Annotated in this window: 16 protein-coding genes and 2 pseudogenes; 11 read left to right on the top strand and 7 right to left on the bottom strand. The window is 63.1% G+C overall.

What is annotated here, in order from left to right; genetic code table 11:
• Positions 1–20 precede the first annotated feature (20 nt).
• From C484_RS20860 to C484_RS20845, 4 genes and pseudogenes are all read left to right on the top strand, one after another.
• Positions 21–278: pseudogene (locus tag C484_RS20860) on the top strand (helix-turn-helix domain-containing protein); the annotation flags it as partial.
• A 114-nt stretch (positions 279–392) separates the two neighbouring features.
• A complete protein-coding gene (locus C484_RS20855) occupies positions 393–2,966 on the top strand; it encodes a heavy metal translocating P-type ATPase (protein ID WP_049915826.1) in 2,574 nt (857 codons plus the stop codon).
• 85 nt (positions 2,967–3,051) lie between these two features.
• Complete coding sequence (locus C484_RS20850; RefSeq protein WP_006827843.1) at positions 3,052–3,681, top strand: DNA-3-methyladenine glycosylase family protein; 630 nt, start codon at positions 3,052–3,054, stop codon at positions 3,679–3,681.
• Positions 3,682–3,936: 255 nt separating this feature from the next.
• Positions 3,937–5,661 (top strand): hypothetical protein, encoded by a 1,725-nt coding sequence (locus C484_RS20845; protein ID WP_006827842.1) that lies wholly within the window; start codon positions 3,937–3,939, stop codon positions 5,659–5,661.
• A gap of 143 nt (positions 5,662–5,804) precedes the next feature.
• Here the strand turns inward: C484_RS20845 and katG are convergent, their stop codons facing one another.
• The 4 genes from katG to C484_RS20825 all read right to left on the bottom strand — a co-directional run bounded on the left by katG (position 5,805) and on the right by C484_RS20825 (position 12,282).
• The gene (gene katG / locus C484_RS20840; protein WP_006827841.1) at positions 5,805–7,988 is read right to left on the bottom strand and encodes a catalase/peroxidase HPI; all 2,184 of its coding nucleotides are present in this window, start codon (positions 7,986–7,988) and stop codon (positions 5,805–5,807) included.
• Between the two features lie 310 nt (positions 7,989–8,298).
• On the bottom strand, positions 8,299–9,642 hold the full coding sequence (locus C484_RS20835) for a RimK family alpha-L-glutamate ligase (RefSeq protein ID WP_006827840.1): 1,344 nt from the start codon (positions 9,640–9,642) through the stop codon (positions 8,299–8,301).
• Between the two features lie 98 nt (positions 9,643–9,740).
• Positions 9,741–11,216, bottom strand: a complete 1,476-nt coding sequence (locus C484_RS20830) for a flippase (protein ID WP_006827839.1) — start codon at positions 11,214–11,216, stop codon at positions 9,741–9,743.
• 316 nt (positions 11,217–11,532) lie between these two features.
• Positions 11,533–12,282 (bottom strand): GNAT family N-acetyltransferase, encoded by a 750-nt coding sequence (locus C484_RS20825; RefSeq protein ID WP_006827838.1) that lies wholly within the window; start codon positions 12,280–12,282, stop codon positions 11,533–11,535.
• A 110-nt stretch (positions 12,283–12,392) separates the two neighbouring features.
• On the opposite strand from C484_RS20825, the gene C484_RS20820 reads away from it, so the two are divergent.
• The 6 genes from C484_RS20820 (at position 12,393) to C484_RS20795 (ending at position 18,660) form a co-directional block, all read left to right on the top strand.
• Entirely contained in the window at positions 12,393–13,523 is a 1,131-nt protein-coding gene (locus C484_RS20820; RefSeq protein ID WP_006827837.1) for a succinylglutamate desuccinylase/aspartoacylase family protein, read from the top strand.
• A gap of 141 nt (positions 13,524–13,664) precedes the next feature.
• Positions 13,665–14,096: a succinate dehydrogenase, cytochrome b556 subunit gene (gene sdhC, locus C484_RS20815; RefSeq protein WP_006664120.1), complete on the top strand. Its 432-nt coding sequence runs from the start codon at positions 13,665–13,667 to the stop codon at positions 14,094–14,096.
• Positions 14,096–14,461 (top strand): succinate dehydrogenase subunit D, encoded by a 366-nt coding sequence (locus tag C484_RS20810; protein WP_006664119.1) that lies wholly within the window; start codon positions 14,096–14,098, stop codon positions 14,459–14,461. The genes sdhC and C484_RS20810 overlap by 1 nt, the downstream gene beginning before the upstream one ends.
• 1 nt (position 14,462) lies before the next feature.
• The gene (locus C484_RS20805; protein WP_006664118.1) at positions 14,463–15,341 is read left to right on the top strand and encodes a succinate dehydrogenase/fumarate reductase iron-sulfur subunit; all 879 of its coding nucleotides are present in this window, start codon (positions 14,463–14,465) and stop codon (positions 15,339–15,341) included.
• Position 15,342: 1 nt separating this feature from the next.
• Positions 15,343–17,175, top strand: a complete 1,833-nt coding sequence (locus tag C484_RS20800; RefSeq protein WP_006827836.1) for an FAD-binding protein — start codon at positions 15,343–15,345, stop codon at positions 17,173–17,175.
• Positions 17,176–17,355: 180 nt separating this feature from the next.
• Positions 17,356–18,660, top strand: a complete 1,305-nt coding sequence (locus tag C484_RS20795) for a 5'-deoxyadenosine deaminase (RefSeq protein WP_006827835.1) — start codon at positions 17,356–17,358, stop codon at positions 18,658–18,660.
• Between the two features lie 28 nt (positions 18,661–18,688).
• On the opposite strand, the pseudogene C484_RS22635 reads toward C484_RS20795, so the two are convergent.
• Positions 18,689–18,887, bottom strand: a pseudogene (locus tag C484_RS22635) (XapX domain-containing protein).
• 152 nt (positions 18,888–19,039) lie between these two features.
• Here C484_RS22635 and C484_RS20790 point away from each other — a divergent pair.
• A complete protein-coding gene (locus tag C484_RS20790; RefSeq protein ID WP_006827834.1) occupies positions 19,040–19,264 on the top strand; it encodes a helix-turn-helix domain-containing protein in 225 nt (74 codons plus the stop codon).
• Positions 19,265–19,317: 53 nt separating this feature from the next.
• On the opposite strand, the gene C484_RS20785 is transcribed toward C484_RS20790, so the two are convergent.
• Together C484_RS20785 and C484_RS20780 are read right to left on the bottom strand one after the other, a co-directional pair.
• A complete protein-coding gene (locus C484_RS20785) occupies positions 19,318–20,133 on the bottom strand; it encodes an HD domain-containing protein (RefSeq protein ID WP_006827833.1) in 816 nt (271 codons plus the stop codon).
• A gap of 64 nt (positions 20,134–20,197) precedes the next feature.
• The gene (locus tag C484_RS20780; RefSeq protein ID WP_006827832.1) at positions 20,198–20,677 is read right to left on the bottom strand and encodes a redoxin domain-containing protein; all 480 of its coding nucleotides are present in this window, start codon (positions 20,675–20,677) and stop codon (positions 20,198–20,200) included.
• Positions 20,678–20,818: the final 141 nt, after the last annotated feature.

The raw sequence follows: 20,818 nt of genomic DNA, 5'->3' as shown, positions 1-20,818 counted from the left end.
TCTTCCGATCTGAGCAATAACTCGATCCGGAGCGAAACGCCGTTGAGGCTGCGGTCAATCCGACCGACGCACTCCCCGAGGAACAGCAGGCGGCGTTGCAGGCGGCGGTCGAGTACGGCTACTACGAGACGCCGCGCCAGATCGACCTCTCGGAGCTCGCTGACCGACTGGATGTCCCGCGGTCGACGCTCTCCTATCGGCTTCGGCGGGCGGAGGCGACGCTCGCGTCGACATTCGTCGGCGAGATGGAAACGATCGAACTGGCGGCGGGGTTGTGAACTCGGAAACTCAGGGACTCGAGAACTCGAGGATTCGAAGATTGTCGCGCCCCGAGTCCGGATTTGGCGCACGCCAAATAACCCGTATACTGGTGGGGGCAGTATGAGGGAGTAATGAGAGATTCACCACCGAGTGTGCCGCCCGATTCGTCTGATTCAACACCATCAGACACCGATCGAACGCTCGAGTTGCAGGTCCCCGAAATGGACTGTCCCTCCTGTGCCGGCAAGGTGACGAAGAGCGTCGAGCGACTCGACGGCATCGACGACCTCGACCCGCAGGTGACGAGCGGCCGCTTGCTCGTCCGGTACGATCCGGCGCGGACGAGCGAGTCCGAGATTCGGGACCGTGTGCGGGCAGCCGGCTATCAGATTGCGGACGAGGGCAGCGACGCCGGAGCGGCTGAACTCTCGCTGTCGGTTCCCGAGATGGACTGTGCGTCGTGCGCGAACAAGGTCGAAAACGCGCTCGCGGATGTTGGCGGGGTCGACGAGATCGAGACGCAACCCACCTCGGGCCGCGTGACGGTCGCGGTCGACGACGAGACGAGCGCCGACACGGTCGTCGATGCGGTCGGCTCGGCCGGCTACGAGGCGACGCCGATGGACGGCGACAGCGACGAGATCGGGTTCGGCGACGACGACTCGATCTGGCGGAGCCGCCGCGCCATCGGCACGGCGATCGGCGGGGCTATCGCAGCCGTCGGGATGATCCTCGCCTTCGTCGTCCCGGCCGCCGACCCGACCCTCGGAACCGTCGCCGACAGACCCTACGCGCTCTCACAGCTCCTGTTCATCGTGGCCGCCGCGGTCGCCGGCGCGCCGGTCCTCCGGAACGCCGTCTATTCGGTCCGCAACCGGAGCCTGGATATCGACTTCCTGATGGGCGTCGGCATCGTCGCCAGCGTGGCCGCACACCACCCCTTCGAAGGGGCGATGCTCGCGGTCCTGTTCTCGGTCGCGGAGCTCCTCGAACGGTTCTCGATGGACCGCGCCCGGAACTCGCTGCGCGAACTGATGGACCTCTCCCCCGACACCGCGACCGTCCGCCGCGACGACGGCTCGACGGAAACCGTTTCCGCCGACGAACTCGCGGTCAGTGACGTGGTCGTCGTTCGGCCCGGCGAGAAGATTCCCGCCGACGGCGTCGTCATCGAGGGCCAGAGTGCGGTCGATCAAGCTCCGATCACGGGCGAGAGCGTGCCCGCCGACAAGCGCGAGGGCGACGAGGTCTTCGGCGGGACGATCCCCGAATCGGGCTATCTCGAAGTCGAAGTCGAGAGCGAGGCCGACGACTCCACCATCGCCCGCATCGTCCGGACCGTCGAGGACGCCGAGCGCGACCAGACGAAACGCGAGCAGTTCGTCGATCGCTTTGCGAGCGTCTACACCCCGCTCGTCGTCGTATTCGCGCTCGCCGTCGCGACGCTGCCGCCGCTGGTCGCCGGCGCGTCCTGGAACACCTGGTTCCTGCGCGGGCTCACGCTGCTGGTCATCGCCTGCCCCTGCGCGTTCGTCATCTCCACGCCCGTCAGCGTCGTCTCGGGCATCACGAGCGCCGCCCGCAACGGCGTCCTGATCAAGGGCGGTCGCCACCTCGAAACCACCGGCGAGAGCGACGTGCTCGCCGTCGACAAGACCGGCACGCTGACCACTGGCGATCTCTCCGTCACCGACGTGATTCCACTCGAGGGTGCCACCGAGGCGGACGTCCTCCGCCGCGCCAGCGCCGTGGAACGGCGAAGCGAACACCCCGTCGGCCGGTCTATCGCCGGCTACGCCGACGAGCAGGGAATCGACGGTCGCGACGCCAGCGTCTCGAACTTCGAGGCCCTGACCGGCAAGGGCGTCCGCGCTGAACTCGACGGGGAGACACACTACGTCGGAAAGCCGGACCTCTTCGACGGACTCACGGATCTCGAGCACGTTCACGCGACGACCGACGGCGGCGTCGCGGTCGTCGACACGCCCGCCCGCTCGCAGTGTGAGCGCGAAGGATGTCTCGACGTACTCGAGGACATCGTTCCGGAACTGGAGCGCGACGGCAAGACCGTCGTCGTCGTCGGGACCGAAGACGACCCACTCGGCGTCATCGCCGTCGCGGACCGCGTTCGACCGGACGCCGAATGGGCCGTCTCGCGGCTTCAAGAGCAGGGCGTTCGCGTCGTGATGCTCACCGGCGACAACGAGGGGACGGCCCGCGCCATCGCCGAGCAGGTCGGTATCGACGAGTTCCACGCGGAGTTGCTTCCCGATGAGAAGCTCGCGTGGATCGAGCGACTCGAGGGCGAGAGCGACGAGGCCCGCGTCGCGATGGTCGGCGACGGGATCAACGATGCGCCCGCGATGGCCACCGCGAGCGTCGGGATCGCGATGGGCGCAGCGGGGACGGACACGGCCCTCGAAACCGCCGACGTGGCGCTGATGGGTGATGATCTCACCCGGTTGCCGTATCTCTTCGACCTCTCGAAGACGGCCACCGGCGTCATCCGACAGAACATCTGGGCGAGTCTGGCGGTGAAAGCCGTGCTCGCGGTCGGTGCTCCGATCGGACTCGTGACGGTGATCCACGCGGTCATCATCGGCGACATGGGCATGAGTCTCGGCGTGACCGGTAACGCGATGCGACTGGCAAATATCGAACCGGAGACGCCAGCTACCGGCCCGGACTCGCCCGAGACGAACTAACAGCAGACGGTCGGTAGTCCTCACCGACTCGGTCGCCGAAACCGAGATCGATTTCCTTCTCGAACCCGCTATTACAGTATCCCCTATGATGGACCAGGCCGAACCCGTGCTGCGCCAGGACCCGGTCATGAGCCGACTGGTCGAAACGCACGATCCCTACGTCAAACCGAACCAGACCGAGTACGAGCGCCTCTGTATCTCGATCATCAACCAGCAACTCTCGACGGCGAGCGCGGCGGCCGTTCGCGAGCGTGTGTTCGACCTGCTCGAGGACGAAGTCACGCCCGAAACCGTCCTCACGGCGGAGGATCGGGCGCTCCGGGACGCCGGCCTCTCGCGCAGCAAGATCGAGTACGTGCGAAACGCGGCGCGGGCGTTTCAGGAGGACGATTACACCCGCGACGGGCTGGCCGACGTCAGTAACGAAGACGTCGTCAGCCGTCTCACCGAGATCAAGGGCATCGGCGAGTGGACGGCCCGCATGTACCTCCTGTTCGTGCTGGAACGACCCGATATCCTGCCGCTCGGCGACCTCGCCGTGCGCCGCGGGATCGACGAACTCTACGGCGACGGCGCGGAGTTGACGCGGGCCGAAATGCGCGAGATCGCCGAGGCGTGGCGGCCCTATCGGAGCGCGGCGACGCGATACATCTGGGCCGAGTACGAGGCGGAATCGAGTATCGACGTTACCGACCTCGTCAACGCCGACGGCTAACCGACGGTCCCCATCCAGGTGAGCACCTGCCGAGCAGTACCAGCCGTCGAGTTCAGTGCCGGTAATCGATCACTGTCCGCGTCGATCCTCGCGGCCGATGACTGTCATCGAAGTCGGGACGAGTTCGCAATCCGTTATTACGATTTTTCGCCCGGTACCGACACGACACGAGTACTGATTCAGGGACGGAAACCGAGAACTGAGTCGAAGAGACGGCCCTGCCGACTGAAGTACGGTCCGATTGCAGGGACGACTATGTCCGAGGATCCACCCGACAGTTCATCGAACACGAGTGCGAGCGCGAGCGCGAGGCCGACCGAGAACTCGGGGACCCACCGACGGCGCGCCCACCGCAGACTGACTACAGATCCCGACCGAATCCGGGAGTGGGCTGAGTCCCGCGACGCCGTTCCCGTCTCGACGTACGGCGGCGAAGGCAGCGGTGGCGGTTACGACTACACGCTCGCCCGTCGAGACGACCTCGAGGACCACCACGAAGAGCAGTCCTGGGACGAGTTCAGCGAGACGTTCAGCAACGAGGATCTGGTGTTCGTCTACGAGGCCACAGGGCCCGCAGCGCAAGACCGCGGCCACGGCGCGACGGACACGGCCGAAACCGACGTCGAAGACGAAGCCGATGCGCAACCAGACGCCGACAATCTCTCACTCGACACCTTCGAACTCGTCGACCGAACCCGGGCCTTCGATCGCGCCGAACTCGGCGAGAGCGAACTCGAGGACCAACTCCGACAGGGCGAGCGCGTCACAACTGAACTCGTCGAAACGCAGCGAATCGAGCGCGACATCGTCGAACGCGACACTATCGAGAGCGAGGTCATCGGCTCCGAACTCCTCGAACGCCGCATCGTCGACTCCGAACTCCTCAATCGGGAGGCTATCGATATCGAGTTCATCGACGAGTCGCTCGTCGAGGTCACGACCGACGAGGCCCGCCTCGAAACGGTCGAGGAGATCGAGCGCTACACGGTCGAGAGTCGCGTCGTCAACGTCGATATCGACCACAACGACGCGCTCACTCGAGACGAGATCGAGATGGACGATGCCTTCGAGCGCGTCCAGGAATCGATTCTCGAGAGCGATATCGTCCGAACGGACGCCGAACCCGAGGCAGTCATCGAACAGGAAGTCATCGAGAGCAAGCGCGGCGAGGGCGATACCGTTCGGAGCGACCTCATCGAACGTCGTACCGTCGAAGACGAAATCGACGAACGGCTCGTGATGCGCTTTGCGCTCGAGGACAGCGACATTCTCGATTCTGAACTCGTCAGCAGCACGGTTCTCGAGGGGGAGATCATCGACAGCGAGGAGTACGAGACGATGTCGGCGGAAGAGATGCGTTCGCCGGCCGGAGCGGCGGGAGGTGCCGAGTCAGGCGAGGGTGCGACAGGAGAAATGGGCGCAGAAGCAGAGCCCGGGGGGATGAAGACGGCGGAGATGGAGTCCGGCGGGAGCGATCAGACGGAAGCGCTGGAGACCGGAACGGCCGGTAACGAGGAGACTGCTGCCGGCGAAGGGGCGGAGATGGCTGAACCGAGTGGAGCCGGTGCGGAATCGGCTTCGGCGGAGGCCGGAACGGGGTCGGCAGCCGGTGGCGAGATGGAAACGGGTGCGGGTGAGATGGACGAAACGCGAGACGGAACTGGAGAACCCGAAATGGATGCGGAGTCGGAGTCAGAGCCGGGAGAGCCGGAGTCGGAGACCCCGGCCGTAGACCCGGATGCGACGGCATCGATTTCGGCTTCGGATCAGGGAAAGAATGTCGTCGACGAGTCGGGGAATCAGATCGGGATTATTTCGACCGTTGAGGAGGGGACCGCGTACGTCGATCCGAAGCCGGGGCTTACGGACCGGCTGCGGGCGCGACTCGACTGGGGCGGTCACAGCGACGACGAGTATCCGGTCGAGCCGGCACAGATAACGGCAGTGAGAGAGGATGAGGTGGTCGTCAGGAGCGAATGAAGGGCACGCGCTGAGAGAACGAGTATTTGAGTGCGTTCGGAGACCGCAAGTGGTGTTCCTCGAGCGGGTCAGCGTCGCCGGAAAAACCGAGCGTTCGAACCGAAGTATCGAGTTGCGGCCGTGCGATGCTCAGCTTCCGGGCGTTACTCGAGGTCGAAGCGATCCAGCATCATCACTTTGTTCCACGTGTCCGCGAAGTCACGCACGAACTTCTCCTCCGAGTCATCGGAGGCGTAGACGTCCGCGATGGCTCGCAGCCGAGCGTTCGAACCGAAGACGAGATCCGCACGGGTAGCCGTCCACTCGACGTCGCCCGTCTCGCGGTCGCGCAGATCGAAGACCTGGCCGGTCTCGGAGTCGGCAGTCGCCTCCCAACCCATGATGTCTTGGGAGTCGTCGGACGCTTCCCACTCGTAGTCCATGTCGAGCAGGTTCACGAAGAAGTCGTTGGTCAACGTCTCCGGCTGGTCGGTGAGGACGCCGAGCTCGGAGTCCTGGTAGTTCGCGTTCAGTGCGCGCATACCGCCGACCAGCACCGTCATCTCGGGCGCCGTCAGATCCAGGAGGTCCGCCTTGTCGATCAGCAGTTCCTCCTGCGACCGGTCGGCCTCGTCCGAGTAGTAGTTCCGGAATCCGTCGGATTCGGGTTTGAGCGCCTCAAAGGACTCGACGTCGGTCTGTTCCTGCGTAGCGTCGGTCCGACCCGGTTCGAACGGAATCTCCACGTCGTAGCCGGCGTCCGCCGCAGCCCGTTCGACGGCCGCGTTGCCGCCCAGCACGATCAGGTCGGCCAGTGAGACCCGCACGTTGTCGGATCGCGAGCCGTTGAAGTCCTCCTGGATCGCTTCGTAGGTCGAAAGCACCGTCTCCAGCTGGTCCGGCTCGTTTACTTCCCAGCTCTTCTGCGGTTCGAGACGGATGCGAGCCCCGTTTGCGCCGCCGCGCTTGTCGCTGTCGCGGTACGTCGACGCCGACGCCCAGGCGGTCTTGACTAGCTGAGAGACCGAGAGATCCGACGCGAGGATCTCCTCCTTGAGTTCGGCGATTTCCTCGTCGCCGATCAGGTCGTAGTCGGCGTCGGGGATCGGGTCCTGCCACAGCATCACCTCATCCGGCACTTCCGGGCCGACGAACCGTTCGGATGGTCCCATGTCGCGGTGGATCAGCTTGTACCAGGCCTTCGCGAATTGCTCACGGAACTCGTTGGGATTCTCCTGGAAGCGCTCGAGAATCTCCCGGTAGTCGGGGTCGCGCTTGAGCGCGATGTCCGTCGTGAGCATCATGACGTCTTCTTTCTCCGACGGGTCCTCGGTACCGGGTGCGGCCTCGTCGAGTTCACCGTTCTGCGTGGTCCACTGCCAGGCACCCCCGGGGCCCTTCTCGGGCCACCACTTGTACTCGAGCAGGGTGTTGATGTAGCCCATGTCCCACTGGGTCGGCGTGGTGTTCCACGGGCCCTCGATCCCGCTGGTAATCGCGTCGGATCCTTTTCCGGAGCCGTGTTCGCTCTCCCAGCCGAGTCCCTGCTGATCGATAGGAGCCGCTTCGGGCTCGGGACCGACGTGTTCGTCGGGGTCGGCGGCACCGTGGACTTTCCCGAAGGTGTGGCCGCCGGCGATGAGCGCGGCCGTCTCCTCGTCGCTCATCGCCATCAGGCCGAACGACTCTCGAATCCGCTCCGCCGACTTCTCCGGATCCGGCTCGCTGTCCGGGCCTTCCGGATTCACGTAGATGAGCCCCATCACGGTGGCGGCGAGCGTCCCTTCGAGGTCGCCGTCCTCGTCGAAGCGGTCGGATCCTTCCCACTCGTCTTCGGGCCCCCAGTCGACGGCATCGTCGGGCTGGTATTCGTCCTCGCGTCCGCCGGCGAAGCCGAACGTCTCGAATCCCATCGATTCGAGGGCGACGTTACCGGCCAGAACGATCAGATCGCCCCACGAGAGCTTGCGGCCGTACTTCTGCTTGACCGGGGCAAGCAGCCGGCGCGCCTTGTCGAGGTTCGCGTTGTCGGGCCAGCTGTTGAGGGGCGCAAAGCGCTGTCGACCGCCAGCCGCGCCGCCGCGGCCGTCGCTGGTGCGGTACGTGCCAGCGCTGTGCCACGCCATGCGAATAAAAAGAGGGCCGTAGTGGCCGTAGTCGGCCGGCCACCAGTCCTGCGACGTCGTCATGATGTCCTCGATGTCTGCCTTCACTTCGTCGAGGTCGAGTTTCTCGAACTCCTCGGCGTAGTCGAAGTCCTCGTCCATCGGATTGGACGTGGGGACGTTCTGATCGAGGAGGTCCACGTTCAACCGGTTTGGCCACCAGTCTCGGTTTGACTTAGTCATCAGTGTGTAATTGCTACGTTCGCCTATTAAGATTTGCTAATCCGGTATGATGTCTTCGCTACGACCCAAGCAATCTTCTGAACAGAGGAATTTTTATCAGTGGTCTATTCGCACTGTGTCTTCGGGACAACCACTGAGACTGGTACTGGATGAGCGTCGATACGATCGGCTGTTTGAAAACCAAGATACCTCCCGCGATCGCTTCGAGGGAACGATCGGTGTGGCAAACGAAACTGTCGATTCCGGTTCCTCCCGAGAGAGTTCTCGAAACCGAAACGTGGATTCTCGGACCGGTCGGCCGGCCGCCCGTCTACTCTTCTTCCTCCGGAAGATCATCCGCGTTGCGGTCTGCACGCCGGCCGACGTCAACGCGGTAGTGTGAGAGAATGTCCCGTCCGAGTAAGACCGGGTAATCCATGTGGTCCCGATCTTCGACGCTCGCCGTCACGGTGTGTTGGTTCCCGCCGATGCCAACGACGACGTCGACGACCGGACGGCTCCGCGTGGTCTTGCTGCTGCCGGATTTGACCCGCGTAATCGACTTGATCGGCCCGGCTCCGATCTCGGCTGCGAGGCCGGTGTCGATACTCGTTCTGGTCGCGCCCGTGTCCGATTTCGCCAGGACCCCCGTCGACCCGCTCGTTCCCGAGAGGATAACTTCCTCGGTGTAGCCGATCACTGTCGGCTCCGTTTCGGGTTGCGTTTGCCTGATCGGTTGTGCGCCCGGCTGGGAGTCGTCGAGTTCAGTTGCGAGTTCGTCGACGCGGTCCTGGTCGACGGTGCCGCCGGCGTGTTCGATGGCGAGTTTGGCGATGTAGGGGGCGGGGCTGATCCGGGTGGCTTCGTAGAGGCCTTTGAAGCCGGCCGTCGGGTTTACTTCGAGGACGTACCAGCCGTCGTCGCTTTCGACGAGGTCGACGCCGGCGTAGTCGAGGCCGATGGCGTCCGCGGCGCGGGTGGCGAGCCGTTGAGCGGGTTCGGGGAGGTCGTCGGTTGCGTCCTCGACGGTGCCGCCGAGGGCGACGTTCGTCCGCCAGTCGTTGTCGGGCGCGTAGCGGTACATCGCCCCGATGATCGTGCCGTCGACGACGTAGATGCGTACGTCGCGGTGGCGTCGATCGTCGCGGTCGATGAGTTCCTGGAGGAACGCATAGCGGTTGCCGACTTTGGCGTTCACGGGATCGCCGGGGCCGACTTTCCAGGTGCCGCCGCCGTGGGTGCCGATCGCCGTCTTATAGACTGCTTCGTCGCCGTATCGATCGCGGACCGCGTTCAGTTGGTCGCTGCTGAGGGCGAGGACGACGTTGGGGACCTGCACAGCAGCCGTTGCGAGTGCCGTCGCTGTCGAGAGTTTGTGCATTGCAGTGAGCACCGTCGCCGGGTCGTTGAGCATCGGGACGACCTGGGCGAACGTGTTCGCGAGACCGAGTTCTTCGGCGGGTTGTTCGGTGTTCGAAAGGAGCATTCGGTTGGCGATGACATCGACGGCGGGTTCGAGGTCGACGCGGCCATCCGTGACGCTGATCGAGGTGTTTTCGTGGCGGAGCCACTCGGTATCGTGTCCGAGTTCATCGACGGCGTTGAGTATTGCTTTTGTCTCCTTGCTCGTGTGAAGACTCAGTACGCCGACAGTGACGGGCTCGGCAGCGGCCATACCACTTCCACACCAACGGACGGGAAAAGTATTGGCTGGCGCTGTTCGCAGTGAGAGAGTCGTGCAGGCGTGACTACCCGCCGTATCACATTGCTGTCTCACCGGATCGCTGCACGGACCTCACGTGGATCGACGAGGCCGCTCACGACGGCGAGAACGGCCCACGTGGCCGCACCGAGTGCGACTGCACCACAGAGCATTACCAGGTTCGACACCATCGGCGTGACGAGCAAGACGGCGACCGCCATCACGCCGGTAATGACACAGATCAGGCCCATCGACCGCCCGAGCCGATCGAGGTGGAGCGAGAGTTCGGCGTGAACGATGTAGAGGTTCACGGCGACGTAGACCGTGTGGGTGATGACGGTTGCAATCGCGGCTCCGACGACGCCGAGCATCGGGATGAGAAGGAGGTTGAGGCCGAAATTAGCGGCTGAGGTCCCTCCCTTCGCGATGGCACGAGCGCGTGCGCGACCGAGGTAGTCGAGACTGTCGCTGGTCAGGTTCGTAATCGCCTGCAGGACGACGAACCCGGCGAGGACCTGCAAGACAGGGACGGCACCGGCGTAATCGGCACCGAAAACCATTCTGACGAACGGCCCGGCGACGATCACGAGACCGGCTGCGGCCGGCACGTACAGGAGCATCGTCTGTACGAGCGAGGTTTCGTAGATCTGTCGGGCCTGTTCGAGTTGGTCCGCGGCCTTCTGTTCCCCGAAGTTCGGCGAAATCGTAAAGCCGAGCGCCTCCGCGGGTGCGAGGACGAAGTCCGTAATCTGCTTGCCGAGCGTATAGAAGGCGACCGCGGTCGGCGTCAGGAGCGCCCCGACCAGTACCGTGTCGATTTGCTTGTCGATGACGTTGGCGCTTCGCGTCGCCGTCAGCGGAACGCTGTACTTGAGGAGGCGACGCGACAGTCCGGGTTCGAACTCGTCGGCCGGCTCGTACGTGCGGTAAAACCGTTCGTAGAGGATGGTTATCCCGACCGCGGCGGCGATCGTATAGCCGATGACGTAACCGAAGAGCGCGCCGAGCGCGCCGAAGCCTGCGAGAACGAGCGCGATGACGAAGGCGAACCGAGCAACGCCGGCGATCGCCTGAACCGCAGCGCTATAGCCCAGTGCGTTGAATCCCTGGAACGCAACCTGCGAGAAGGCGTTGAACGAGTTCACCACAATGTAGAGCGCACCGATAGCGAGGAACGAGGCGACGCCGGGATTGCCGAGAACGGCGGCGAGGTCGTCGTAGACCAGTAGGAGAACGAGGGCGACGACGCTAACGACACACAGTTTGGCGATGATCGTCGTCCGGAGGAGGTGGGGTATCTGTCCGGGGTCTCGCTCGCTGTATTCGGAGATATACCGGGCGCTCGACTTGCCGAGTCCGATGTCGGCGAACAGTTGGATGACGGCGAGGATACCGATCACCCAGTAGAGCGCGCCGTAGCCGTCCGGATCGAGCAGAAACCGGGCGAGGACGAACATCAGCAGGGCGCTCGAGACCATATAGATGGCCCGAGCGACGAGCGTTGCCTTGAATCCGCGGACGATGTGATTCTGTGTCTCTGAGCTCATGGAACTGATCCGGTAATCCCGATGTGCAGTAGGCGAGAGGCTGCGTCAAGCGGTCGAGCGAGTCCGACGAACCGGTTGCAGTGGCGCGACCACAGCCGAGTACGCACTGCGTGTCCGAATGCGAGAGGTGCCAATTGTAATGCACAGACAACAGGAGTAGGCTCGGCGTACCGACCGGAAAAGAGACCAGCGTGACGGCTCTCAATCAGTAGTCCGGCGCACAATCCACACGACCCACCGCGAGTTCCCCTCCAATCACGAGTTCTCCTGCGGCCGAGTTCACCGCACTCAGATCACGGATTACGACTGCTGGTGATCACAGATACGACGCATCCCAGCGCGTCGCCTTCCGCCGATTCCCGCAGACGTTACACTCGATCTGTCCCATCGAACCCATCGCGTTTTCGAGCGAATCGCAGTTCCCGCAGAACCAGCCGTACTGCGTCGTCCGCTCCTGGTCCTCGTAGGCGACGTAGAACGGCGACTTCGATCCGCGGGCCGCCTCGCCGTAGTTGACGTAGACCGTCGTCCCGTCGATATCGAGTTCATCGACAGTTCCCCACCCCTCGTCGCCAAGATCTTGTTCGACGTAGACGTTCTCGGTGAACGTCTCTTCGCCGATGTCGACCTCGCGCTGGCCGGCCTGTTCGAACCCGTGTTCCCGGTAGAACTCGTTGCCGCCCTCGTTGTCCGCGAGGACGAAACACTCGATCTGATCGGCCCCCGAATCGAGCAGTTTCTCGCGAGTGCGGACGAGCAGGCGGACGCCGGTGCCGCTGCCGCGCGCAGCCGGGTCGATATGAAGCCAGAGAATCCGCCCGGTGCCGTACTGCTGGCCGACGAGGTCGCTCTGGGAGTAGCCGACGAGTTCGTCGTCGCGTTCGACCACCAGGATGACCGCATCGTCGCTCTCGAGTTCGTCGGCGAAGCCATTGCTGTACCACTGGTCGATGGCGTCATCGATCGTCTCGCTGTCGAGAAAGTCGGTATACGTCGAGTGCAGTGAATCACGTGCGATCGATCGAATCGTCTCGACATCGTCGATAGTTGCTTCGCGCAGTTCCATGCGCGAGTGTATCATGACCTCGTATAAAACGTATGCCCCGGCTTGAACAATGTCTCCACTGCGCGCCAGTACGGACGAAGATTCACGTCACTGCCGGTCGAGAAACGCCCATGGGAGGCGACACGCCGACCGATGGCTCGTCGAACACGGATACGGACACGGAGCTGAACTCGTCGGCGGCGACGGGGGGAGATGGCACCGCGGCTGAGAGCGATGATGCGTTCACATACAACGGTGGCCGAGTCGATCCCGGTGAATCGGCAAACATCCGCTATGGAATCAGCGAGACGTATCTGGGAGATCCGATCAGGGTGCCGGTGACGATCATCAACGGGGCGAAACGGGGGCCGACGGTCTGTCTCTCCGCTGCGGCTCACGGGGACGAACTCAACGGGATCGAGGTCGTCCGCGAGGTCGCCCACGACTGGGATCATTCGGAGTTACACGGAACGCTGGTTTGTCTGCCCGTGATGAACGTCCCCGGCTTTCTCGCCCAGGAGCGGTACTTGCCGATTTACGATCGGGATCTCAACCGGTCGTTTCCCGGTCGCGAGGGGTCGACGAGCGCCCGGCGAATGGCATACCAGATCTTTACGAACTTCATCGAGCCCTGCGATCTGGGGATCGACTTTCACACATCCACTCGCGGGCGAACGAACATGCTACACGTCCGAGCAGATCTCGATAACCCAACGGTCGTTCGGCTCGCGAACGCGTTCAGTTCGAACGTCATCATCGGCGGCGATGGCCCTTCTGGAACGCTCCGCAGCGAGGCGACTGAGGCCGGCATCCCGACCATTACCGTCGAGATGGGGGAGGCCCACCGGTTTCAACGCCGCCTGATCGATCGCGCTCTGACCGGCGTCGCAAGCGTCCTCGCCGAGTTCGGCTGTCATCGCGAGTCCGCGGTTCACTGGCCCGGCTGGCGGGTCGTTATCACCGACGACGACGAGAAGACGTGGTTGCGTGCGGATGCGGGCGGAATCGTCGATATGAAACACGGACGCGGCGCGCTGGTCGAAGAGGGCGACGTAATCTGTACGATCACCAATCCGTTCAAGGAGGAAGACGATATCGTCGCCGTCGAGGCCCCGTTCACCGGGCTCATCGTCGGCGTCCTCGAGAACCCGGTCGTGTATCCCGGGAATCCGCTCTGTCACCTCGTCGGCCTCGAACGCGACACGCGCACGGCATTAGAGCGCGAACAGCGGACCGAGCGGTCGCGGTCGGAGCTGCGGTAATCGAGATCCACGACCGTTCGAGAGGTGAACTCGGGTGCGAGTGAATTCGGATGGCCGTAGAAAGGGAGACGGGACGAAGAGGCAATGAGAGCGATAAAAGTAACTTCTATACCCCCGCGGTCTAACCGTCCACATGAGCGTATGAGTCAGTCTTACAATCGCGGCCTCATCGAGGACTTCGGTCGCTGGAAGGAGTTCTCGGCCGGCATGTGGGCGTGGATCTTCCACAAGTTCACCGGGTGGATGCTTATCGGCTATCTCTTCACCCACATCGCCGTGCTGAGTAGCGCCATCGCAGCGGCGAACGGAGAAACGATGATGCTCGCCGGAGAACAGGTCAACGCATACACCGGGACGATTCAGGGCCTCGAGGGGCTCTTTATCGTTCGCATACTCGAGGTCGGACTGCTGGCGGTCGCCGTCTTCCATATCTTGAACGGAATCCGACTCCTGATGGTCGATCTCGGTATCGGTCTCACTGCACAGGATAAGAGTTTTTACGCCTCGCTCGTTCTGACGGGTGCCATTACCGTTGCGAGCGTGCCGACCTTCCTCTCGGGGGTGGGCCTCTGATGGCGGAACGGTACTCTTCGTTCACGCCCGGCGGCACGGCGTGGTTCCTCCAGCGCGTCACGGCGGCGTTTCTGATCGTCGTGCTCGCGTTCCACTTCTTCCTCTTGCACTTCGTCAACCACGCCGCCGAAGTCACTTTCATGGGAACCCAGCAGCGAATGGACCACATCGGCTACTTCCTGACGATGGTCCTGTTCCTCGTCGCCGGTGCCTTCCACGGCGTCAACGGCGTCTACAACGCCCTCGTCAACCAGGGGCTGAGCGGCACCCCAAAGAAGGTTGTGCTCGCAGTGCTTAGCCTCGCAGGACTCGCGCTCGTCGCACAGGGAACCTACGTTGCGCTCGTCATGGCGGAGATGATCTAACATGAGTACCCAGCAACAAGAGCCGGAGAGCCAGGAATCGCCACAGGACCCGGAGATGAAAGGCACCGAGTCGCCCCAGCAGCGGCGACTCCGAGAAAAACAGGAGGGTATGGTCGAGGACCAGGCCGAAAAGGAGACCGAGGTCGAGGGTGAGACGGTCCACCTCAAGGTCTTCCGGTACGATCCGGAGGTCGCCGACAAGCAGGAACCTCGCTTCGACGACTTCCACGTCCCCTTCGAGAAGGGGATGACCGTCCTCGACGCGGTCATGTACGCCCGCGACGAGTTCGATTCATCGCTGACGTTCCGTCACTCCTGTCGGCAGGCCGTCTGTGGGTCGGACGCGTTCTTCGTCAACGGCAAACAGCGACTCGGCTGCAAGACACAGATTTCGGACCTACAGCAGCCGGTTCGCATCGAACCGCTGCCCCACCAGGAGGTCGTCAAGGACCTGGTCGTCGACATGGACCACTTCTACGACCAGATGCACGCCGTCGAGCCGTACTTCCAGAACGACGACACGCCCGACTCGAGCGACCTGGAGGAACAGCGCCAGTCCCGCGAGAACCGCGAGAAGGTCAAGATGTCCACGCGGTGTATCTGGTGTGGCGCGTGTATGTCCTCGTGTAATATCGCCGCGGGCGACAACGAGTACCTCGGGCCGGCAGCGATCAACAAGGCCTACAAGTTCGCGATGGACGATCGCGAACCCGAGGACGTCAAGGAGCACCGACTCCGCATCCTAGAGCAGGAACACGGCGTCTGGCGGTGTCAGACCCAGTTCTCCTGTACCGATGTGTGTCCGAAGGACATCCCGCTGACCGAGCACATTCAGGAGCTCAAGCGGGAGGCAGTCAAGAAGAACCTGAAGTTCTGGTAATATGTACGAACACGACGTCATCGTGGTCGGCGCTGGCGGCGCCGGCCTCCGAGCCGCGATCGCAGCGAACGAGGCAGGAGCCGACACGGCGATCGTCTCGAAACTCCATCCGGTCCGCAGCCACACCGGCGCGGCGGAAGGTGGGATCAACGCCGCACTTCAGGAGGGCGACGACTGGGAACTCCACGCCTACGACACGATGAAGGGGTCCGACTACCTGGCCGACGCGCCGGCGGTCGAGACCCTCGCCCAGGACGCTCCCGAGGACACCATCACGCTCGAACACTGGGGCATGCCTTTCTCCCGCGAGGACGACGGCCGCGTCTCCCAGCGCCCGTTCGGCGGCCTCTCGTACCCTCGTACCACCTACGCCGGCGCGGAGACCGGTCACCACCTGCTGCACACGATGTACGAGCAGGTCGTCAAACGCGGCATCCAGGTCTACGACGAGTGGTACGTGATGAACCTGGCAACGACCGACGAGGACGACCCCAACGACCGCCAGTGCGAGGGCGTCGTCGCCTACGACGTGCAGTCCGGTACCGTGGAGGGATTCAAGGCCAACCAGAGCGTCATCCTCGCGACCGGCGGCCCCGGCCAGGCCTTCGATCACACCACCAACGCCGTCTCCTGTACCGGCGACGGCCACGCAATGGCATATCGTGCGGGCGCGCCGCTCGAGGACATGGAGTTCATCCAGTTCCACCCGACCTCGCTCCCATCGACCGGCGTCCTCATCTCCGAGGGTGTCCGCGGCGAGGGCGGTATCCTCTACAACAACGAAGGCGAGCGGTTCATGTTCGAGCACGGCTACGCGAACAACTCCGGTGAACTCGCCTCCCGCGACGTCGTCGCCCGCGCCGAACTCACCGAGGTCAACGAGGGTCGGGGGATCGAGGACGAGTACGTTCACCTCGACATGCGCCACCTCGGCGAGGAGCGAATCATGGACCGACTCGAGAACATTCTGCACCTCGCGGAGGACTTCGAGGGGGTCGACGGCCTCATCGAGCCGATGCCGGTCAAGCCCGGCCAACACTACGCGATGGGCGGTATCGAGGTCGACGAAAACGGACAGACCTGCGTCAACGGCCTCTACGCGGCCGGCGAGTGCGCCTGCGTCTCCGTCCACGGTGGAAATCGCTTAGGTGGCAACGCGCTGCCCGAACTCATCGTCTTCGGCAAGCGTGCGGGCCGTCACGCCGCCGGCGAGGACCTCGGCGAGCCCGAGATTCGGACCGGCTACGGCGACGACGTCGAGGACGAAGACGACACCGAGTTACCGGTTGCTCCCGGTGCGGCCGGACTCGATTCGTCTGACGCCGTCGCCGACGGTGGCGTCGCAGCCGAGACGGGAACGCTCGAGCGCGCCGTCGAACGCGAGCGAGAGCGCGTCGATCGCCTGATGGAGCGCGACGAGGGCGTCCAGCACGCCGAGATTCGCGCAAAGCTCCAGAAAGCGATGACCGACTACGTCAACGTCTTCCGGACCGAAGACGGCATCAAGAAAGCGCTGAAGATCATCCGCGAGTGCCGCGAGGAGTACCAGAACGTCTACGTCGACGATCCATCGCGGACGTTCAACACCGACCTCCAGCACACGATCGAGACGCGCAACCTGATCGATGTCGCCGAGACGATCGCACTCGGCGCACTCGTGCGAAACGAGTTCCGCGGCGCACACTGGCGACAGGAGAACCAGATCCGCGACGACGAGAACTGGCTCAAACACACGCTCGTCTCCTGGGACGACGGTGCGCCCGACATCTTCTATCGCCCGGTCATTCTCGAGGGCCAGGACAAGACCTACGAGCCGAAAGTGCGCAGTTACTAACGGCTCACGGCTCGCTGCGGTTTTGCCCGCAACCGATGCGCTGAACTCGCTTTTCCGTTTTTCTGTTCTTCCGTTCTCCAATTCCCGTTTCACGTTTCCGATTCCCGTTTTCGATTTTCCCGGTCTCGACGCCCACCAACCACCAGAGCTAAGGCACCCGCAAGGCTATCCTGGGCCGGTATGTTGCTGTCGGGGACCGTCGTCGCCGACGCCGACACCGTGATTCCGGACGGTGCCGTCGTCGTCGAGGACGACATCATCGTTGCCGTTGGAGACCGTTCGACGTGTCGCGACCAGTATCCGGGCCACGAGCACCACGCCTGTGACGTGCTCGTGCCAGGCACAGTCGGCGGACACGTTCACTCCGTCCAGAGTCTCGGTCGCGGCATCGCCGACGACACCGAACTGCTCGAATGGCTCTCCGATTACGTCCTCCCGATGGAGGCCTCCCTCTCGGCCGACGGGATGCGCGCCGCCGCCGAACTGGGATATCTCGAACTGATCGAGAGCGGGACGACGACCTGCATCGACCACCTCTCCGTCGCTCACGCCGACGAAGCCTTCGAGGCGGCCCGCGAGTTCGGTATCCGCGGTCGACTCGGGAAGGTGCTGATGGACAAGGATTCACCGGCCGGCCTGCTCGAAGAGACCGACGCGGCACTCGAAGAGAGCGAACGGCTCATTCGACGGTATCACGGCGTCGACGACGGCCGTATTCAGTACGCCGTGACGCCACGATTCGCCGTGAGCTGTACCGAGGCGTGTCTCCGCGGCGCGAGAGAACTCGCGGACGCCTACGACGGGGTGATGATCCACACGCACGCGAGCGAGAATCGCGGCGAGATCGAAACTGTCGAGGACGAAACCGGCAAGCGAAACATCCACTGGCTCGACGAGGTCGGGCTGACCGGTGCAGATGTCGTGCTCGCTCACTGCGTTTGGACCGATGAGGGAGAACGCGAGGTGCTCGCGGAGACTGGGACCAACGTCACCTACTGCCCGTCGTCGAACATGAAACTCGCAAGCGGGATCGCGCCGGTGCTCGACTACCTGGACCGCGGGATCAACGTCGCGCTGGGGAACGACGGGCCGCCGTGTAACAACACGCTCGACCCGTTCACGGAGATGCGACAGGCCAGTCTACTCCAGAAGGTCGACCATCTCGATTCCGAGGCGCTGCCGGCTAAGACGGTGTTCGAGATGGCAACAGTCAACGGTGCGCAGGCGGCCGGCTTCGACTGCGTCGGGAAACTCCGCGAGGGCTGGAAGGCGGACATCGTCGGTCTCGAGACTGACATTACCCGCGCGACGCCGCTTCACGATGTCCTCTCACACCTCACGTTCGCCGCTCACGGAGACGACGTGCAGTTCACGATGGTCGATGGGGAGGTCCTCATGCGGGACGGCGAGGTGCTCGTCGCCGACGCCGACGCGATCAGGAACCGAGCCCGCGAGTTCGCGGCCGAGATGGATGTCACCGCGTGACGAATAGTCGTTCGACAGTCGACGTGAACTAGCGCCAGAAACCGATCGAGTCGAGAACGGAGGCTGAGGCTGGTTGCGGTAACGACGTTGTAGCCGAGAGAGATTCCGACGATACCCACGAGACCGGGGAGCTCGGTCGGGACCGGAATCGGTACGTCGACCAGTGCGAAGAACGCGCCGGTGAGTGTACCGGTGAGCAGTCCCAGAACGACGAGTTGGAAGTCAATATTGGTGTGAACGGTGGATGCGACAAAAGTACGCTGGCTTCTGCTCGGACCAGCGTTTTCTCCGTCGACGCGATATTCCCCGTTCTCGTCCTACGTATTTCGACGAACGACGATACTCAATTTTAATATCGTCGAACAAGGGATGGTGTAGTATGCAACTCAGCGAACGATCGACGGCAGATGTCTCGATCCCGGACGAGTTCGATTCGGCCCAGGCGAAAGTCGTCTATCTCTATTTGCACGTCTGGCCGGAATCGACAGCCGACGACCTCTGTGCGGCATTGAGTATTAACAAGGGGACCGTTCTTTCGATCATCCGGACGCTTCGCAAGCGCGGCTACGTCGAGCGGGATGAGGGCCAGTATCGGCTCTGTTGACGGCTATAATTGGCAGTGGGTGGAAACCGGACGCTGATCGATCAGGGAAGCGCCTAGAGTTCGATCCGCTCGACCAACTGATCGTGGTTCTCGTTCGTGTTGACCGCGACGATACGGATCTCGTCCTCCAGCCCCGAGTCGCGGAGTTTTGCCTTGAGGAGATTGTCCACCTGATAGACGCCGGCGGCGTTGGTCATCGCGATTTCGACCATCACCGGACTGGTTTCACCTTCGTAGAGCGAAACGCGGCTGATCGCCTGACTCGAGAGCGTGTTGATCCCGCGACCGCCGTGTTCGTAGGGGATGCGCGAGCGGCCGCTTTCCATGTCCAGCGCGTCGGCGACGCGGATGATGCCGGCCTCGGTCGTCAGCGGCGTCTCGGCCGTGTGGTGACAGAGGATCGCGTGCAGAACCTCCCCCTTCATGCGGACCTGTTCGGCGAGCTCGTAGAACTCGGGGAGGATCCGGTCGAGAATGTCGGCAGCGAGCGGAATCGAGTAGTAGACGTGTTCGTCCCGATGGACGACGTGGCCGATGTCGTGCAGCGTCGCCGCGAGGGCGATGATCACCGATTCGTCCGCCTCGGCGAGTCCTTGCTGGCGTGCGCCGTTGAAGTCGACGTTGCCCGCTTTGAGGAGGTCGTACAGACAGAGTGCGCGGTTGCGAACGATCTCGATGTGCTTCTGTCCGTGATCGTTGTACCGCATCCGGTCGACGGCGTTGACGTTCTGGGCCTCGAGATACGTCTGGATCTCCTCGTCCTCTTCGATGCGTTCGAGGACCGTATTCAGTTTCTCGTCGGGGAAGTTGTGCTCGCTCTCGGGAACGTAGACACGGCTTCCGTTATCGTCACCAGCAGTATCACTCATACCATCCACGTCGGTTGCAGGCTAAAAAAGCGCTACGCCGGTTGCCGATTTGGTGACGACGCGCTTAGGCGACGTCCTCGACAGCCGCCTCGACCTCCGCGTATTCCGGTTCGACGCCCGGATCGTCGCTGACCCAGGAATACGTAATTTCGCCGTCTGCATCGACTACGAACACCGAGCGCTTGGCGACACCGTAGACGCCGAGATCGTCGAAGTCCATCGCGATCCCGTACTCGTCGATGATCTCCTTGTTGAAGTCACTGATCAGGCCAAACTCGAGGTCGTTCTGCGCGCGGAACTTGTTAAGCGCGAACGGCGAGTCACGGCTGATCCCGTAGACCGACGCGTCGAGTTCATCGAAGGCAGACAGCCGATCCTGGAACGTACACATCTCCTCGGTGCAGACGCCCGTGAACGCACCGGGGAAGAACGCAAGGACGATCGGTGCCTCCTCGTCGAGTTCAGCCGAGAGACTGAACTCGTCGACATCGCCGTTTGCGAGCGGTGCGGTAAAGTCGGGTGCGGCATCACCAGTTGCTGGCATCGTCACCACCTTATGTACAGGCAGGAAAGACAGTTTCGTTCGCGGACCGAAACCACATGGCAGATTGTGATGAGTTCCGTGAGATACCGTTTGCATAGATCATCCGCTTTCTCACCGGTACAACACTGAACAGACTGGAGA

Source organism: Natrialba taiwanensis DSM 12281 (assembly GCF_000337595.1).
Classification (GTDB): Archaea; Halobacteriota; Halobacteria; order Halobacteriales; family Natrialbaceae; genus Natrialba; species Natrialba taiwanensis.
This window is presented reverse-complemented; position numbering and strand designations above follow the sequence as displayed.

Coding starts and splice junctions, on each gene's coding strand:
- C484_RS20855 (WP_049915826.1), top strand. CDS start 393: ATGAGAGATTCACCACCGAGTGTGCCGCCCGATTCGTCTGATTCAACA.
- C484_RS20850 (WP_006827843.1), top strand. CDS start 3,052: ATGATGGACCAGGCCGAACCCGTGCTGCGCCAGGACCCGGTCATGAGC.
- C484_RS20845 (WP_006827842.1), top strand. CDS start 3,937: ATGTCCGAGGATCCACCCGACAGTTCATCGAACACGAGTGCGAGCGCG.
- katG (WP_006827841.1), bottom strand. CDS start 7,988: ATGACTAAGTCAAACCGAGACTGGTGGCCAAACCGGTTGAACGTGGAC.
- C484_RS20835 (WP_006827840.1), bottom strand. CDS start 9,642: ATGGCCGCTGCCGAGCCCGTCACTGTCGGCGTACTGAGTCTTCACACG.
- C484_RS20830 (WP_006827839.1), bottom strand. CDS start 11,216: ATGAGCTCAGAGACACAGAATCACATCGTCCGCGGATTCAAGGCAACG.
- C484_RS20825 (WP_006827838.1), bottom strand. CDS start 12,282: ATGGAACTGCGCGAAGCAACTATCGACGATGTCGAGACGATTCGATCG.
- C484_RS20820 (WP_006827837.1), top strand. CDS start 12,393: ATGGGAGGCGACACGCCGACCGATGGCTCGTCGAACACGGATACGGAC.
- sdhC (WP_006664120.1), top strand. CDS start 13,665: ATGAGTCAGTCTTACAATCGCGGCCTCATCGAGGACTTCGGTCGCTGG.
- C484_RS20810 (WP_006664119.1), top strand. CDS start 14,096: ATGGCGGAACGGTACTCTTCGTTCACGCCCGGCGGCACGGCGTGGTTC.
- C484_RS20805 (WP_006664118.1), top strand. CDS start 14,463: ATGAGTACCCAGCAACAAGAGCCGGAGAGCCAGGAATCGCCACAGGAC.
- C484_RS20800 (WP_006827836.1), top strand. CDS start 15,343: ATGTACGAACACGACGTCATCGTGGTCGGCGCTGGCGGCGCCGGCCTC.
- C484_RS20795 (WP_006827835.1), top strand. CDS start 17,356: ATGTTGCTGTCGGGGACCGTCGTCGCCGACGCCGACACCGTGATTCCG.
- C484_RS20790 (WP_006827834.1), top strand. CDS start 19,040: ATGCAACTCAGCGAACGATCGACGGCAGATGTCTCGATCCCGGACGAG.
- C484_RS20785 (WP_006827833.1), bottom strand. CDS start 20,133: ATGAGTGATACTGCTGGTGACGATAACGGAAGCCGTGTCTACGTTCCC.
- C484_RS20780 (WP_006827832.1), bottom strand. CDS start 20,677: ATGCCAGCAACTGGTGATGCCGCACCCGACTTTACCGCACCGCTCGCA.